General features: G+C 31.9%; 15 protein-coding genes. 3 read left to right on the top strand and 12 right to left on the bottom strand.

From position 1 onward, the window contains the following. Positions 1-118 precede the first annotated feature (118 nt). Positions 119-886, top strand: coding sequence for a Bax inhibitor-1/YccA family protein (locus tag F6464_RS07505; protein ID WP_151107197.1), 768 nt, complete (start codon positions 119-121; stop codon positions 884-886). Between the two features lie 82 nt (positions 887-968). On the opposite strand, the gene F6464_RS07500 is transcribed toward F6464_RS07505, so the two are convergent. After that, positions 969-1,484: a PAS domain-containing protein gene (locus F6464_RS07500; RefSeq protein ID WP_151107196.1), complete on the bottom strand. Its 516-nt coding sequence runs from the start codon at positions 1,482-1,484 to the stop codon at positions 969-971. Positions 1,485-1,575: 91 nt separating this feature from the next. Continuing rightward, the gene (dinB, locus tag F6464_RS07495; protein ID WP_151107195.1) at positions 1,576-2,661 is read right to left on the bottom strand and encodes a DNA polymerase IV; all 1,086 of its coding nucleotides are present in this window, start codon (positions 2,659-2,661) and stop codon (positions 1,576-1,578) included. 96 nt (positions 2,662-2,757) lie between these two features. Here dinB and F6464_RS07490 point away from each other — a divergent pair, with 96 nt between their 5' ends. Beyond that, a complete protein-coding gene (locus F6464_RS07490) occupies positions 2,758-3,225 on the top strand; it encodes a CYTH domain-containing protein (protein WP_151107194.1) in 468 nt (155 codons plus the stop codon). Between the two features lie 3 nt (positions 3,226-3,228). On the opposite strand, the gene F6464_RS07485 is transcribed toward F6464_RS07490, so the two are convergent. From F6464_RS07485 to uvrC, 10 genes are all read right to left on the bottom strand, one after another. After that, entirely contained in the window at positions 3,229-3,708 is a 480-nt protein-coding gene (locus tag F6464_RS07485; RefSeq protein WP_151107193.1) for a septal ring lytic transglycosylase RlpA family protein, read from the bottom strand. Between the two features lie 79 nt (positions 3,709-3,787). After that, positions 3,788-4,216 (bottom strand): hypothetical protein, encoded by a 429-nt coding sequence (locus F6464_RS07480; RefSeq protein WP_151107192.1) that lies wholly within the window; start codon positions 4,214-4,216, stop codon positions 3,788-3,790. A gap of 89 nt (positions 4,217-4,305) precedes the next feature. Next, positions 4,306-5,949, bottom strand: coding sequence for a glucose-6-phosphate isomerase (pgi, locus tag F6464_RS07475; protein WP_151107191.1), 1,644 nt, complete (start codon positions 5,947-5,949; stop codon positions 4,306-4,308). A 79-nt stretch (positions 5,950-6,028) separates the two neighbouring features. Continuing rightward, positions 6,029-7,252 (bottom strand): M23 family metallopeptidase, encoded by a 1,224-nt coding sequence (locus F6464_RS07470; protein WP_151107190.1) that lies wholly within the window; start codon positions 7,250-7,252, stop codon positions 6,029-6,031. Positions 7,253-7,309: 57 nt separating this feature from the next. Then, positions 7,310-8,086, bottom strand: coding sequence for a DUF3108 domain-containing protein (locus tag F6464_RS07465; RefSeq protein WP_151107189.1), 777 nt, complete (start codon positions 8,084-8,086; stop codon positions 7,310-7,312). A gap of 294 nt (positions 8,087-8,380) precedes the next feature. Further along, on the bottom strand, positions 8,381-9,541 hold the full coding sequence (gene hppD / locus F6464_RS07460) for a 4-hydroxyphenylpyruvate dioxygenase (protein ID WP_151107188.1): 1,161 nt from the start codon (positions 9,539-9,541) through the stop codon (positions 8,381-8,383). Between the two features lie 190 nt (positions 9,542-9,731). After that, entirely contained in the window at positions 9,732-10,889 is a 1,158-nt protein-coding gene (locus F6464_RS07455; RefSeq protein WP_151107187.1) for a homogentisate 1,2-dioxygenase, read from the bottom strand. A 243-nt stretch (positions 10,890-11,132) separates the two neighbouring features. Beyond that, complete coding sequence (locus tag F6464_RS07450; RefSeq protein WP_151107186.1) at positions 11,133-12,770, bottom strand: amino acid permease; 1,638 nt, start codon at positions 12,768-12,770, stop codon at positions 11,133-11,135. A 71-nt stretch (positions 12,771-12,841) separates the two neighbouring features. Continuing rightward, complete coding sequence (locus tag F6464_RS07445) at positions 12,842-15,052, bottom strand: patatin-like phospholipase family protein (protein WP_151107185.1); 2,211 nt, start codon at positions 15,050-15,052, stop codon at positions 12,842-12,844. A gap of 7 nt (positions 15,053-15,059) precedes the next feature. Then, a complete protein-coding gene (gene uvrC, locus F6464_RS07440; protein ID WP_151107184.1) occupies positions 15,060-16,859 on the bottom strand; it encodes an excinuclease ABC subunit UvrC in 1,800 nt (599 codons plus the stop codon). A 72-nt stretch (positions 16,860-16,931) separates the two neighbouring features. Between uvrC and F6464_RS07435 the strand changes: the two genes are divergently transcribed. Further along, complete coding sequence (locus F6464_RS07435) at positions 16,932-17,495, top strand: 5-formyltetrahydrofolate cyclo-ligase (RefSeq protein WP_151107183.1); 564 nt, start codon at positions 16,932-16,934, stop codon at positions 17,493-17,495.

Here is a 17,495-nt window from a genome sequence, read left to right as displayed (position 1 = left end):
TCAATCCGATCTGTATAAAGGTCGGATTTTTTTTTTCGCTTTAGGATTCAAAAAAAATTATCAAAACCTCCTACTCTTAAAAATATATTTTACTTTTGACCTATAAATACTAAATGATATGAATTCAAAAAATCCATTTTTAAATAATAAAATTTTTAGTTCTACGGCTTTATCTAAAAAAGAGGAAGTTCATACTGCTACTATAATAGACTACAATACAGAGATGACATTGTCAGGCACTATAAATAAAAGTTTTATTTTATTTCTATTACTAAGCGCTTCTGCAATGGTGATTTGGTGGTTAACCTTTAACGGAATGAACCCATTAGTCCCAGCAATTTCAGGAGCTATTATAGGTTTTGTTTTGGTTTTAATATCAGTATTTAAACCGCAATATTCTGGTTATTTGGCACCCGCTTATGCCTTGTTCGAAGGTTTGTTTATAGGAGGAATATCAGCCATTTTTGAAATCAAATATCCTGGAATTGTAATAGAAGCTGTGGCTGCTACATTAGTTACTTTCGTAGTTTGTTTGCTTCTATACAAATATAAAATTGTACAAGTTACTGAACAGTTCAAATCGGTTGTTGTGGCTGCGACATTAGCCATAGCTACTTATTATTTAATATCGTGGTTGTTTTCAATGTTTACTAGCTTTGTACCTGTACATCATGGAAGTTCCTTAATGAGTATTGGAATTAGTGTTTTTGTTATAGTCATTGCTGCCTTAAACTTATTTTTAGATTTTGATGAAATAGAAAATGGTGTGCATAGAAAACTTCCAAAATATATGGAATGGTTTGGAGCAATGGGATTAATGATTACTTTAGTATGGTTGTATATAGAATTTTTACGATTATTATCTAAACTCTACAGTAGAGATTAATATAGAAGTCGTTAATACTACTAAAAATGAAAAACACTTTGATCTATTTTCAAAGGGTTTTTCATTTATTAAGAATTTTACTTTACGCAGCTTTCTCGAAAGCAATAAAGTTGCAGAGTTCACCTTTACTATCAAAAATTGGAAAACCTTTTATTTTGCAATTATATGTTTCTCCGTTTTTTTTATAATTGACTACTGTTTTTTCAAATGGAATTTGTTGTTGTACCGCTTCTCTAATTTCGTTTGAAGTTTGTAAACACGTTTCTTTTCCGTGAAACATTTTAGGACTTTTTCCTAAAACATCTTCTTCATAATATCCATTCATTTTAGATAAATTTGAAGAAGCAAAAACTATTGACAACTTGTAATCAGTTACAATAATAACTTCCTCTTTTAAAATGGATGATAAATCCCAATCATCTTTTTGCCATTTTCGGTTTAAAGCGATGGTTTTTATTTTATTTATATCTAAAAAACTAGACGTTATATAGTCTAATAAAATATGATTAAACTCCCATGAAACAAGTGGAACTGTCTTTATAGTAAGACTTCCATGATAGTTAGCAATTGCTTCGTCATATTGTTTTAATGAGGACATGATTAGATATTTTTTTGCAAATATAATCGTAAATAATAATTTTACATTAAATATACAGTAATTAACACTTGTTCAACGAAGTAGATTGATTTTAAAAATCAAATTTTAATTGTACAACTACTTGTTTTTTTATTTCTGTATTTAAATTATTGAGCGAAATTCCCAGTAACCGAACCGAGTTTTTCATGCGCTCTTGATACAATAACTCATTTGCTGTTTCAAACAACAACGCTTTATCTGAAATGAAGTAAGGCAATGTTTTACTTCTGGTTTGTTGAGAAAAATCGCTATATTTTATTTTTAATGTAACTGTTTTTCCTGCAATCTTGTGTTTTTTTAATCGCTTTTCCAACTGCTCTGCAATGATACGAAGCGGTTCTTCCATAAAAATTTCAGAAGACAAATTTTCATTAAATGTATGCTCAGCAGCAACCGATTTTGTAATTCTATCTGATTTTACTGCACTATTATGTATTCCTCTAACCACATTAAAGTAAAAATTACCAGATTTAGCACCAAAATGGGTTTCTAAAAACTCAAGCGATTTGCTTTTAAGATCCAGTCCTGTAAAAATGCCCAATTGATACATTCTTTCAGTAGTAACTTTACCAACTCCATAAAACTTTCGGATAGGCAATTCTTCTAAAAACGAAAAAACATCTTCTGGATTAACTGTTTTTTGACCATTTGGTTTATTATAATCGCTTGCTACTTTGGCTATGAATTTATTAATTGAAATTCCAGCAGAGGCAGTCAAGCCAATCTCATTAAAAATTCTTTGCCTTATTTCTTTTGCAATAAGTGTTGCGCTTGGATTTCCTTTCTTGTTTTCGGTTACATCAAGATAGGCCTCGTCTAATGAAAGTGGTTCTACGAGATCGGTATAGTCGTAAAATATATTTCTGATTTTATTTGAAATTTCTTTATAACGCTCAAATCTTGGCTTTACAAAAATTAATTCTGGGCAATATTTCTTAGCTAAAACACCGCTTAAAGCACTTCGAACCCCAAACTTTCGTGCTTCATAACTGGCTGCCGAAACCACTCCCCTAATTTCGTTTCCGCCTACGGCTAGTGGTTTTCCTCTTAATTCAGGATTGTCCATTTGTTCAACAGATGCATAAAAAGCATCCATATCAATATGAATAATTTTTCGGCTTTGTTGTAATTCTTGCATAGTACAAATTTAGAAACAGATTCTGAAAATAATTTGGATTACATCAAATAAAAATAATTATAATATCTTTGATAATAATACTTTACTAAATTACTTATGATCGAAATAGAACGAAAATTTCTAGTCACTTCTGAAGATTTTAAAAAACAGGCTTTTGCTAAGCATGAAATTGCACAAGGATATTTAAACTCTAATCCCGATAGAACGGTTCGAATTCGCATTAAAGGGGAAAGCGGATTTCTAACTATCAAGGGCAAAAATAATGCCTCTGGAGTCACTCGCTTTGAATGGGAAACAGAAATTGCATTAATGGAAGCAAAACCATTGCTAGCCCTCTGCGAAAAGGGAATAATACTTAAAACGCGTTATGAAATACGTGTTGGAAAACATGTTTTTGAAGTAGATGTTTTTCATAGTGATAACGATGGTTTGATTATTGCCGAAATAGAATTGTCGTCAGAAGAAGAACTTTTCGAAAAGCCAAATTGGTTGGGTAAAGAAGTTACAAACGATAATAGATTTTACAATTCATACATAAGCCAAAAACCTTTTAAAGAATGGTGAAAACTAATTGACCATCTCTATTTTTACTTTAAAAGCGCCACTGCTTTTGTTTGATGCTATTTCCATAAAAGCTTTTTTTGTCAAATCTATTTCCCTACCTCTTGAAAAAGGGCCTCTATCTGTAACTTCAACAATTATTGATTTTCCGTTAGCTTCATTGGTAATTTTTAGCTTTGTTCCAAAAGGTAGTTTTCTATGAGCGGCTGTATATTTTGTGTTATCAAATTTTTTACCGCTAGCAGTTCTTCGTCCATTAAATTTATCCGCATAATAAGAGGCCACAACATTGTTTTTAAAAGGTTTAAAAACTCCTTTTACAACAATCATTGAATCGTTAAAAACAATTTCTGGCTGTAAAGTTGCTTTATCTTTTTTAATAGAGTCTTTTTGAACAACTGTTTTAGCTTTTTCTTTTGTTACGATTTGACTGCTTACCAAACCAATTATAGCTATCGATAAAAATATTGTTATTGCTTTTTTCATTTGAACCTTTATTAGTTACACTCTGGTTGGTAAAAACAGAATATTGGAAAAAAAAAGTCCTTTCCAGGACTCACTATTTCTATTTTTGAAACCATAACGACCACGGAATTCTACTCAAAATAAGTACTAATCCTATGCCATAAAAAACAACTATAGCCTTAAATTTAGCAGAAGATTCTATAGCTTTTTTATGTTTAGACCACCCTATTGTAATTAATACAATTGCTATGATATTTATTAATGGATGTTCCAAAGAAGTTAATCTTAAGGCGCTGTCACTCATTTGTCCTAACGATGCTTTACCTCGTGGCGAAATAAAATATAAAATCAATCCAACCAATAATTGAATATGAACGCTTATTAAAGCAAATAACGCAATTTTTTTGTCTATGGAAGTGAACTCTTTTTTAGACGACAATCCAATTAAAGTATTTGCAATAACTATAACTAAAAGCAATAGTGCTAAATAAGCCCAGCCAGAGTGAAATTTTTGAATGACAGTGTACATAATTTTATTTTTTGGTAATCAAATATAAGAAAAAAAGCATAAAAAAACCTCAAAACATTTTGAGGTTTTATAAAAAAATTAACAAGATTCTATTTATTCTTCAAAAAATGAGATAATAAAAAGGTTGTGGAGCTGTCGTGATTATTAATTTTCTCAGCATTAATTTCATTTAAAATAGAGGTAGCCAACTGTTTTCCTAACTCTACTCCCCATTGATCGTAGCTAAAAATATTCCAAATAATACCTTGTACAAAAATCTTGTGTTCATATAAAGCTATTAATGACCCTAAGTTTTCTGGAGTTAATTGCTGTATAAGTAGTGTATTAGTAGGTTTGTTCCCTGAAAACACTTTGAAAGGCAATAAAAAAGCTGCTTTTTCTGGAGAAACTCCTTGCTTATCAAATTCGGCTTGAACTTGAGCAGCAGTTTTACCATTCAATAAGGCTTCTGTTTGAGCAAAAAAGTTTGACATTAATTTATCATGATGATCTTTATCCCCGTTTAACGGTTTTACAAATCCTATAAAATCTGTTGGAATTAATTTAGTTCCTTGGTGAATCAATTGAAAAAAGGCATGCTGAGAATTAGTACCAGGCTCTCCCCAGATAATAGTACCTGTTTGATAATTTACTGGCTTCCCATCACGACCCACACTTTTACCATTACTTTCCATTATTCCTTGTTGCAAGTAAGGTGCTAACTTTTGTAAATATTGAGTATAAGGTATGATAGCTTCGCTTTCTGCTCCAAAAAAATTATTGTACCAAATGCTTAATAGTGCTAATACAACTGGAATGTTATTATCAAACGATTCATTTTTAAAATGGTCGTCCATTTGATTGGCTCCCTTTAATAATTTATCAAAATTATCAAAACCTACTGCTAAACTAATAGACAACCCTACTGCGCTCCAAAGAGAAAATCTTCCTCCAACCCAATCCCACATAGGAAAAACATTGCTTTCATTAATTCCAAATTCAGTAACATTTTTAATATTGGTAGAAACTGCCACGAAATGTTTCGCAACATCTTCTTTGCTTGCTGATTGTAAAAACCATTTTCTAATCGTTTCAGAATTAGTTAGTGTTTCTTGCGTTGTAAATGTTTTAGAAACAATTACAAAAAGAGTCGTTTCTGGATTTAATTTTTTGATGATTTCATTTACATGATCACCATCTACATTTGAAACAAAATGAACATCTAAATGATTCTTATAATATTGTAAGGCTTCAACAACCATTGCTGGTCCTAAATCTGATCCTCCAATTCCAATGTTTACTACATCAGTAAAGGCTTTTCCAGTATATCCTTTTCTATAGCCGTTTACTACTTCATTAGTGAAGCTTTTTATTTTATCTTTTACTTCAAAAATCTCTGGTATTACATTTTCGCCTTCAAACTTTATGTTTGCCGATGCTGGAGATCGCAAGGCAGTATGCAAAACAGCTCTATTTTCGGTTTGATTGATGCTGTCGCCATCAAAATATTTAGTGATTGCATCTTTCAGTTGAGTTTCGTTTGCCAATTCAACTAACAAATCCATCGTTTCTTGATTAATGATGTTTTTAGAATAATCAACTAAAAAGTCATTCCATTGAATATGAAACTGATTGGCTCTAGAAGCATCTTCTTTAAACATGGTAACCATTGACGCATTTTGTAAGTTTTCAAAGTGGTTTTTAAGTTTTTTCCAAGATGCTGTTGTTGTTGGGTTTGTAGTGTTTAATGCCATTATTTTTTTATTTGAGGTGCAAATTTACAGTATTTGCATGTAAATTTATTAGTCTATTTAAGAGTTGATTCAATTAATTTTAGTTTTTTAATTTTGAAACGTTATCCAATTGTTGTTTGAGAGGTTTCATTAAAGTCAAAAATCGGGGTAAATTACTTTTATCCATGGGTTCGGAGTTTGGGAGTTTTAAGCGCAAAGCATCTACTTGAATACCATTTTTCCAGAAGCGATAACACACATGTGGTCCTGTAGCAAGTCCTGTACTACCTACTTTTCCAATTACATCGCCTTGATTGACACGCTGTCCTCTTCGAGCTAATATTTTAGACATGTGTAAATATTGTGTTGAATACGTTCGGTCGTGTTTTACTTTTACAAAATTTCCGTTTCCTGCTGTAAACCCTGTTTGCTCTACCACTCCCGATGCTGTAGTCATAATTGGCGTTCCTGTAGGTGCGGCATAATCGGTTCCTTTGTGGGCTTTCCAGATTAATTGAACGGGGTGAAAACGGTTTTTAGTATAATGTGAAGTTATGTTTACAAATTTAAGTGGCGCTTTAAGGAAAAAGTTTTTGAGTGCTTTTCCTTCTTCATCATAATAATCGATTTTGCCTGAAGCTTCATTTTGAGCAAACGGAAATGCATAAATGGTTTTTCCTTTATATACAAAAAAAGCAGCTTTTAAACTGTCAACTCCGTCATAAATGGTATCATCAATATATCTTTCTGTAAATGTAATTCCAAATTTATCTCCTTTTTTAAGTTTAAAAAAATCGATAGACCAGGCGTATACTTTTGTTAATTTGTTGGCTAATGAAGCGTCAACACCTTCTTTATTTAAAGCTTCAGATAAAGAACCGTCTAGACTTCCCGCAATAGTTCGGGTTTTGATCTTTGTTGGTCTAATTTTTTTTAAAACTGAAATAGAATCCCTCAAATCGACTACATAGTAACTCCCTCGATCAGCTTGGTAAACAAATGCTTGTAATTTTTTATATCTATCTTTTGTTCTAAAAAGTGTATATGGTTTACCAATTCGCATAATCCTAACGTCAAAAGTGTCTTTTACTTTTGCTACAATATCATAAACTAATTTATCATTTAGATTTTGATTGTCGAGTATAGTTCCAAAGGTATCTCCAGACTCAATTGTATCGTTAACAACATTAAAATCGTTATATTTAAATCCGAATTTTTCAATAATTGGCTTTTGCACTGCTGCCGTTTCGATTATTTCTTCTTGTATATTGTTGCAAGAAAGTATAAAAAGAAGAGAGAATATGAGTAAGATTACTTTTTTCAAAAGTTGTTTTTTTGAGAATTGGAGAATTGACTGAATTCTGTTTTTTTTTATTACAATTTAATGTTTCAATTTTACTTTAAAAGAATATTTTAGTCCTTTAAATGCATCTAAATCGGCTTTTATAGACCCTACCGCTAGGCTGGCTTTAATACTTACAGGGATTTTATTATCATCGTCTGAAATCCAAACGGTTAAACTTTCTTCTTCTTTAAAAACGCGTCCTGACTGCACCAATGGCCTGAATATCAAGGTTGGAACTAGCCCAAATTTAGTGTCTAAATCTTCTTTTCCAATAAATTTTAACTTAAACTTTGTAGTTTCGTTATCAAAAAACATATCAATTGTTATCGATTCGCCTACTTTAAGTTTGTCTATCGTAGGATAGTTTCTTAAGTAATAAAAAGCAGAAACAATATCCTGAGTATTTTCAGGAATTAAAAAAGTATTCTCGGATTTATTTTTATAATCCTTAACAAAAATCTTGTTTTCTGATTGATTAAAAAATCCTTCTTGGTTTTTTTTATAACCTCCTTCATCTATTTTTCTAACAAATTGATAAGGCTTACCTGTTTCTTTATCAAAATAACTTTCATAATTATCATCTACTCTAAAGAAAAAACGAGACATTCCGGTAGTATACCCTTTTCCAATAGCGTGGTATACTTTTTTATTGTTTTTGGTTGCCTCTTGCACTTCGAGTGTTGCATATCCTGCGTTGAATAAGCCATAATGCACTCTGAATTTAAACCACTCGCCCGAATCAAAAGCTCTTTCTTTTTGAGAACTAAACCCAAGAGTTATAATAACCAATACTACTATAATTATTTTTTTCATTATTTTTTTAGTTGATATAGTAGTAAAATACAATATTCGTTCCAAATATATTAAAACAAAAAAACCCAGTCAAATAATGACTGAGTTTTTATGCTATTAACCAACCAAAAAAACTATAAATTATGAAAATTTATATAAAATATAAGGAAACCACTCCGTCTATTTTGTTTAGCAAATATAATTACTTTTTTTGAATAATTTTCAACTAAATTTCAACTTTAACATTAATTATCATGCTATGATGAGACTACAACGTTATATTATGATAATTATGTAAAATTTTTAACATTTCTTTTACAAGGTTCCTCGCTTTTCTTGTTCCCTTTCTATCGATTCAAAAAGAGCTTTAAAATTTCCCGCTCCAAATCCTTTAGCACCCATTCTTTGGATGATTTCAAAGAATAACGTTGGCCTATCTTCTATGGGTTTCGTAAAAATTTGCAATAAATAGCCATCTTCATCGGCATCGACCATTATGGCCAAATTTTCTATAGCTGTCAAATCCTCATGCATCATGTTCATGTGTTCGCCCAATCTGCTGGGAATTGCCTCATAATAGGCTTTTGGAGGTGCTGAAAGAAATTCGATGCCTCTTGCTCTTAGTTCGGTTACAGTAGCAATAATATTATCGGTAGCAATGGCAATGTGTTGTACTCCTGAACCTTCATAAAAATCTAAATATTCTTCTATTTGCGAACGCTTATTTCCTTTTGCTGGTTCATTAATAGGAAATTTAATTCTTCCGTTGCCGTTGCTCATCACTTTACTCATTAGGGCAGAATATTCCGTATGAATTTGTTTGTCGTCGAATGAAAGAAAGTTTACAAATCCCATGACATCTTCATACCACTTGACCCAATTATTCATTTGATTCCATCCGACATTTCCTACCATGTGGTCAATATATTTTAGACCAATGGGTGCTGGATTATAATCGGATTTCCATTCTATAAATCCTGGCAAAAATGCTCCTGAATAATTTTTTCGTTCTACAAACATATGAACCGTTTCACCGTAGGTATAGATTCCGGATCGGACAACTTCTCCAAATTCGTCTTTTTCTATAACTGGTTCCATATACACTTTTGCGCCGCGTTTGGTAGTTTCTTCGAAAGATTTTTGAGCATCTTCTACCCATAACGCTATAATTTTTACACCATCGCCATGTTTTTTTACGTGTTCTCCAATAGGTGAATCGCTAGTTAATGCGGATGTTAATACTAATCGGATTTTATCTTGCTTTAAAACATAAGAAGCTCGATCTCGAACACCCGTTTCTAATCCGCAATAAGCATGCGACTGGAATCCGAATGCGGTTTTATAAAAATGAGCCGCTTGTTTGGCATTTCCCACATATAATTCAATATAATCGGTTCCCATTAATGGAAGAAAATCTTGTGCTCCTTCGAATATTTTTTCGAGTCCGTAGTTTACGGAGTTAACTTGTTTTGACATGATTACTATTTTTTATGGTAAACTGTTTTACTAAACATATAGGGCTATTAAACAGTTATACACGAATTTTAATATATTTTAAAATGTTGTTGTTAGTCTAGCCCTGATGGTAACGGCATCCTTTTATGCCTGCCATAGCCATGGCGAGGCGAAAAAGATATAGTGAACAGCAGGAATTAGCTCCTAAAAATTATTCTAACCAAGATTTATAATATTTCCCATCGTCTAATTTCATTGCTTCATCGGTTACCATTAACGGACGGAATGTATCTACCATTACTGCTAATTCTAATGTTTTAGTAAGACCAATACTTCGCTCCATTGCTCCAGGTGCTGGTCCGTGAGGAATGCCTTTGGGATGGAGGGTTATAAATCCCTGTTCTATGTTGTTACGGCTCATGAAATCTCCGTCAACATAATAAATTACCTCATCGCTATCGATGTTGCTGTGGTTGTATGGCGCAGGAACTGCCTTAGGATGGTAATCGTACAACCGTGGACAAAATGAACACACGACGAAGGATGCCGTTTCAAAAGTTTGGTGCACTGGCGGTGGCTGATGCACACGGCCTGTTATGGGTTCGAAATTATGAATGCTAAATCCATAAGGGAAATTGTAGCCGTCCCAACCTATAACATCAAAAGGATGCGTAGCATAAACCACCTCATGAATCATTCCTTCCTTTTTTATTTTGATAAGAAAATCACCTTTTTCGTCATGAGTTTCAAGCTCTATAGGCACTTTGAAATCGCGTTCGCAAAAAGGAGCGTGTTCTAAATGTTGACCGGACTCATTCTTATAGCGTTTTGGGGTGTAGAATGGTGAGAAAGATTCTACATAAAACAATCTGTTTTCGGTAGTATCAAATTCGATTTGATAGATTATGCCTCTTGGAATGATTAGATAATCGCCATATTCGAAATTTATATTTCCGAGCATGGTTCGCAATTTTCCTGAACCTTTATGTATGAATATTAGTTCATCAGCATCGGCATTTTTGTAAAAATAAGATGTAAGTGAATTTTTAGGAGCAGCAACACCTATAGTACAGTCTTTATTGACTAGCATGGGTTTTCTACTTTCTAAAAAATCATCTTCTGGGAGGAGTTCAAATCCTTTTAAAAGTAATGATTTGATATTTTTGCCAATGGCTATTTTGGGTTCAACCGAATAGGATTTAATAATTTCTTTTACTTGTGTTGGCCTATGCAAATGATAGGACAAGGATGAATGACCGTGAAATCCTTCGGTGCCAAAAAGTTGTTCGTAATAAAAGCCTCCTTCGGGTTTTTCGAACTGAGTGTGTCGCTTTTGTGGAAAATTTCCGAGTTTATGATATAAAGGCATTTGATATAAGATTTTTGAATTAAAGTTTAAAATTTCTTCAAAAATAAAATACTCATTCTGGATTTCTTTTGATGAGAAATTGCAGATAGTCTAACAAATCGACCCAAATGGTTTTCATACTAACAAATATCGTGAAATTTTAATTTTCAATCTATTATCTTATGAAATATTTACAATTGAAAAAGGCATTAAAAAATGATAATTCAAGTTTTAATGCCTTTACAAAATATTATGAAGTGATATTTATCTTACTTTTTTAAAACTATACGCATAAATCAGTGTGTGAATTACTGCAAAAAGTAAAGAAAAATAGAATAAGAAATGATCGTCAATATTTGGGTCATTATGGTGTATAAAAGCAATTACAATTAACGCGAATACCATTCCTAATCCAGATCCTGCAACAGTTTTATAACTTTTTAAACTGAACGCCCCTTTGTTTAAAACACTGTTTTTCATACCATAAAATAAGTATAAATCAAATCCTATCATCATCCAAACAATTAGTCTAATCCAAGTGTCTAAAGGCAAAAACACCATCATAAATAAACAAACAAAAACACCCGCTATAGGCACAAAAGGCACTAATGGGGTTCTAAATGCTCTTGGAGCATCTGGCATTTTCTTGCGCATAATCAAGACGCCTATGCATACCAAAATAAAGGCAAATAAAGTTCCAATACTTGTCATCTCTCCAACCACTCTTGCAGGTACAAATGCTGCAAAAAGGCTTACAATAACCATAAATAAAAGATTATTTTTAGCTGGAGTTCTAAATTTTGAATGGACTTCAGAAAAAACTTTCGGCATTAAACCGTCTTTACTCATAGAGAAAAATACTCTGCTTTGACCCATTAACATCACTAAAATAACAGATGCATATCCTCCTAATATTGCCAAAAGAATTGCATTGTTTAACCAAGGATAAGCTGGTGTAATCATACCGTCAGGACCAGCCGTCCCCATGGCTTCTACGGCTATAGCTACAGGAGCAATTCCGTCTTTTCCAGCAAAAGCTTGATAATTAACAACACCCGTCATAACATGTGCAAAAAGTATATATAAAACCGTGCATATAGCTAATGAAAGTAATATTCCAATTGGCATATCTCTTTTGGGATTTTTTGCTTCTTGAGCTGCTGTAGAAACGGCGTCAAAGCCAATGTATGCAAAAAACACTATTGCAGCTGCTCTAATTATTCCAGAGAAACCAAATTCACCAAATTTACCAGTATTTTCAGGGATATATGGAGTATAGTTTTCAGGTCTGATGTATTGCCAACCTACTGCAATAAAAACCAAAACAACAGTTACTTTAAGTAGTACTATTATTCCGTTTATAAAAGCCGATTCGCGAGTTCCACGGATTAAAATTAGAGACATTACCATAACAATAAAAACTGCTGGAGCATTAATAATTCCACCTTCAAAAGGAGAAAGTGTATAGGATTCGTCTAAATGTATACCATAGCCTCCTAAAAATTTCCCTAAATACCTCGACCAACTAATAGAAACTGTCGCTGCGCCTACTGCATATTCAAGAACTAAATCCCAACCTATAATCCAAGCTATAAATTCTCCCATGGTAGCAAAAGAATAAGTATATGCGCTACCCGCAACAGGAATCATTGAAGAAAATTCAGCATAACACAATCCAGCAAAAATGCAACCAAAAGCAGCTACTAGAAAGGATATTGTTATTGCTGGACCCGCATTCATTGAAGCTGCTAAACCAGTAATGGAGAATAATCCTGCACCAATAATTGCTCCTATACCAAGGGCTACTAATCCAGGTGCGGTTAATGTTTTCTTTAACCCTTTTTCAGATTCTGAAGCTTCATTTAATAATTGTGATAAAGGTTTTCGTTTCCAAATAGACATGTGTTTCCTGTTTTAAGTTTGTATTAAAAAATCAAATATATAGTTTTTTGTACAACATTAAACAAAAAATATTAAAACCAAAAGCCAACATTAAACCAAGCAAAACTTCTGCCTGTTTCTGGTGACCAAGTATATTTAATTTCTATTGGACCAATTAAGGTTTCTAAACCATAACCTAATGCATATCCTGAATATCTAGGCTTTGATATCCAATCTGTTGTATTAAAAAGATTATTTTGAACATTTGCATAGTTTGCAGTTATATTTAAGTGGTTTTTTTTGTAAAATTCATAATCTAAAGTAAATGATGATTTAATAAAACTGTCGGCCGCAATACTTAAAAAATCATAGCCATAAAAATGCTTAAAGTTATTTATTGCGTTAAAACCATAACCTCCAAGTACAAAGTTAAAAAATGGAATGGAGTTCTCGCCAATATCAAATCCTGCTTCGTTATGAAAATTAAACGCTAATTTGTTTGTAATCGTTCTTGCAAAACCTATTTCTCCTTTTGCAATTGAAAATCTATTGAAATTGTTATTGTAATCTGATGAATACCCATAGTATTGAAAATCTCCTGTGAGATACCAACCTTTTTTTGGAAAATATTTATTATCTAAAGAATCAAATTTCAAATATCCGAAAAGGCTTAAATAATTACTGTTTTCAAAAACTGGATTAACAAAATCAATGGTTTTTGATTTTATTCTGAGATGTTTAAATTCAATTCCTGTTCCTATAAGAAATTTTTGAGCAAAAATAGTTTGTGCATATGCTAGATTAGAAAAATCAGAGAAGTCAATGTTTATTGAATTAATTCCTTGCTGACTTAACAATTCACCATTATTAAAATCAAATTTTGTATTAGAATTAAAAGTATTTAGTCGTGACTTAAAACCAAAGCTCCAATAAAAACCATTGTCTATATAGTAATCGATATTATATCTTAAATTGTCTCCCAAAATAATGTCTAATGAGGTAATATCATTTTTGACTAAAGCACTCTTTTGTGTCAAATTAACTAAAAAACCACTTTTATATAAATCATCATAATGCAAAGCAAACTTTAAAAAAGTTTTAATTGAATTCTCATTTAAATCTATTACTAAGTCATCGCTATTTTCGTTCTTCTCTAAAGCATACGTTATGGTACTAAAGTTCTGAGTAGCCGTAATATTATCTATGCCTTTCTTTAAATCTTCGTAACTAATTTTTGATTTTTGTTTAAAACCTAGCTTTCCTATGATATATGAGCGTGTGTAGTTTTTTAAAAGTTTGATTCGAATAGTATTAATTTGAATGCTATCTGAACTTTTTGCTAGACCTTTATTTAAATTCATTTCGGAAAAACTTCCTAAAGCCTTTAATTTTTCATAAACTGAGAAAGCAGCTTCTTCTCCGCTCTTTATAATTTCTGCTCCATCATCAAATGAAATAACTCCATATTTTTCTGTGTCTGGTTTTATATAAATATCGGTTTGTTTAATCTTTACCTTCATTTTTTCAATAGATTGAAGATTTATAATTTGAGATAAAATTTTTGTTGCTTCTTTTAGTTTACTTCTATCTAATAAATCATCTTGTACATCGACACCTATAATAATGTCAGCTCCCAACTTTCTTACTTCTTCAATTGGATAGTTATTTGCTACACCTCCATCTAAAAGCATTTTTCCATCTATTTCTACAGGAGAAAATAAGGTTGGAAAGGCCGCACTAGCTAAAATGGCTTTCGCTAAATAACCTTTATTTAAAACAACCTCATCTCCGTTTTCTATATTTGAGGCTATGCAAGTAAAAGCTATTGGAAGTTTATTAAAATCTCTAATATGCCGCATATTCTTAGTAAGTCTATTTAATAAATTATAATTGTAAATTCCTTTTGATAAGGATGTTGGAACTCCAATTTTAAACTTATTAAAAGGCAATACAAAAGCATACAACTCATCATTCTTTTTTTCGTAAAAATTCTTCGAAGATCTAGGTATAAAATCATTTATTAAATCATCAAAATTTGTTGCCTTGAAAATTGAATCGAGCTGATTGGCATTATAGCCACAAGCATATAATCCGCCAACTACCGCTCCCATACTAGTTCCGCCAATGTAATCTATTTTTACACCTGCTTGTTCTAATACTTTAAGAACGCCAATATGAGCGAATCCTTTTGCACCGCCTCCGCTTAACACCAATCCTATTTTAGGCTTTTTAAGTGTTTGTTCTTGCGAAAAACAATTAGAAAGAGTAAAAAACATTATAAAAAATAAAAGAATTTTTTTCATGTAGAATTTACAGATTAGTTGTTTTGTAAAAGTCGGTAATTTTTTTGGCTTTTGATGCACCAACAACGTCAGAAATCTCTTTTTCTGAAGCCAATTTCAATCTTTTAACGCTTTTAAAATGTTGAATTAAGACTAACATCGTTTTTTCACCTATTCCTGCAATGGCTTCAATAGAAGAATTTAAAGCGGCTTTGCTTCTTTTATCTCTGTGAAAGGTAATTCCAAAACGGTGTGCTTCATTTCTAAGCTGTTGTATTACCTTTAAGGTTTCCGATTTTTTATCTAAATACAACGGAACTGAATCGCCTGGATAAAATAATTCTTCTAATCGTTTTGCAATTCCTATAATAGCAATTTTTCCTCTTAAACCTAGTTCGTCAATACTTTTTAAAGCTGATGATAATTGTCCTTTTCCCCCATCAATAATTATTAATTGAGGCAATGGTTGTTGTTCGTCAAGCATGCGTTTGTACCTGCGAAAGACTACTTCTTCCATTGAAGCGAAATCGTTTGGCCCTTCAACGGTCTTAATATTAAAATGCCTATAGTCTTTTTTACTGGGTTTTGCATCTTTAAAAACAACACAAGCCGCAACAGGATTGGTTCCTTGAATGTTAGAATTATCAAAACATTCGATGTGTCTTGGCTCGACTTGCAATCGTAAATCCTTTTGCATCTGCACCATAATTCGGTTCGTGTGCCGGTCTGGATCTACAATTTGTAATTGTTTGAGTTGCTCTATTCTATAAAACTTAGCATTACGAATAGACAATTCTAAAATTTGTTTTTTGTCTCCCAATTGTGGCACTGTAACTTTAATGCTCGAACCCACTTCGACTTCAAAAGGAACAATAATTTCTTTAGATAATAATTGAAACCGTTCTCTAAGTTCAATAATAGCTAGTTCTAACAGTTCTTCATCCGATTCATCGAGTTTCTTTTTTATTTCTAAAGTATGTGAACGAATTATTGAACCATGTGCAATTTGAAGAAAATTGACATAGGCCGCACTTTCGTCTGAAACAATAGAAAAAACATCAATATTTGTAATTTTTGGATTTACAATTGTAGAACGAGATTGGTATTTTTCTAAAGTTTCTATTTTTTCTTTTACTTTTTGAGCTTCTTCAAAATGCATTTTAGAGGCCAAGTCATTCATCAATTTTTTGAAATCTTTCATGCTTTCTTTGAAATTCCCTTTCAAAATTTCGCGTATTGCATCTACTTGTTTTTGATAGTTATCTAGAGATTCATAGCCTTCGCAAGGTCCTTTGCAATTGCCAATGTGGTACTCGAGACAAACTTTAAATTTATGGTTTTCGATGTTAGTTGCACTCAAATCAAAATTACAGGTTCGCAACGGATACAATTCTTTAATCAAATCCAGAATCGTTGTTACGGTTTTGAAACTGGTATAAGGTCCAAAATACTCTGAACCGTCTTTGACCATTTTTCTCGTGGGAAATATTCTAGAAAATGGTTCTTTTTTAATACAAATCCAAGGATAGGATTTATCATCACGAAGCAAGACATTATAACGCGGTTGCAATGTTTTTATAAGATTGTTTTCCAGTAACAAAGCGTCCGACTCTGTAGGAACAACAATATGCTTTATAGTAACAATTTTCTTTACAAGAACATTAGTTTTAGCCGTATCGTGAATTTTGTTAAAATAGGAAGAAACTCTTTTCTTCAAGTTTTTAGCTTTGCCTACATAAAGAATTTTTTCTTCTTTATCATAATACTGATAGACTCCGGGACTATCAGGAAGGGTTTGTATTTGAAGTTCTAGTGAAGGAGTTGTCATGGAAACAAAGTTATGATGATAATCATGAATTTCAAATGAGACTTTGCAAATTTAATTTTATAATTTTACTTCATGAACAAAAGCGATTTAAGATTTAAATATAAAGCATTAAGAAAGCAGCTTTCTGAAGACAAAATAGAAGAAATGAGTTTAGCCATTGCCAATAAATTATTGCAATTACCCATTTGGCACAAAACCTATTTTCATGTTTTTTTACCAATTCTCGAACAAAAAGAGGTAGATACCGAATGTATATTGCATATATTATCAGGAAAAGACAAGGAAATTATAATTTCGAAATCTGATTTTAAAACGTGCAGTATGACTCATTTCTTACTAACTGAAAATACCACAATAAAGAAAAATCAATATAATATTCCTGAACCTTTAGAGGGAATTGAAGTTCCTATACGTAAAATAGAGGTGATTTTTGTACCTCTTTTAGCTTTTGACACAAAAGGAAATCGGGTGGGTTATGGCAAAGGCTTTTATGATAAATTTTTATCGGAATGCAACCCGGAAACCATTAAAATAGGATTGTCTTTTTTTGAAGCAGAAGATACAATTACTGATGTTTTTGAAAATGATGTGAAGTTAGATTATTGCGTGACACCAAATACCATTTATACTTTTTAG

Origin of the sequence: Flavobacterium luteum (assembly GCF_008806775.1) — a bacterium.
Lineage (GTDB): Bacteria > Bacteroidota > Bacteroidia > Flavobacteriales > Flavobacteriaceae > Flavobacterium > Flavobacterium luteum.
The sequence above is the reverse complement of the archived record's forward strand: the minus strand, read 5'-3'. Positions and strand labels throughout refer to the sequence as shown.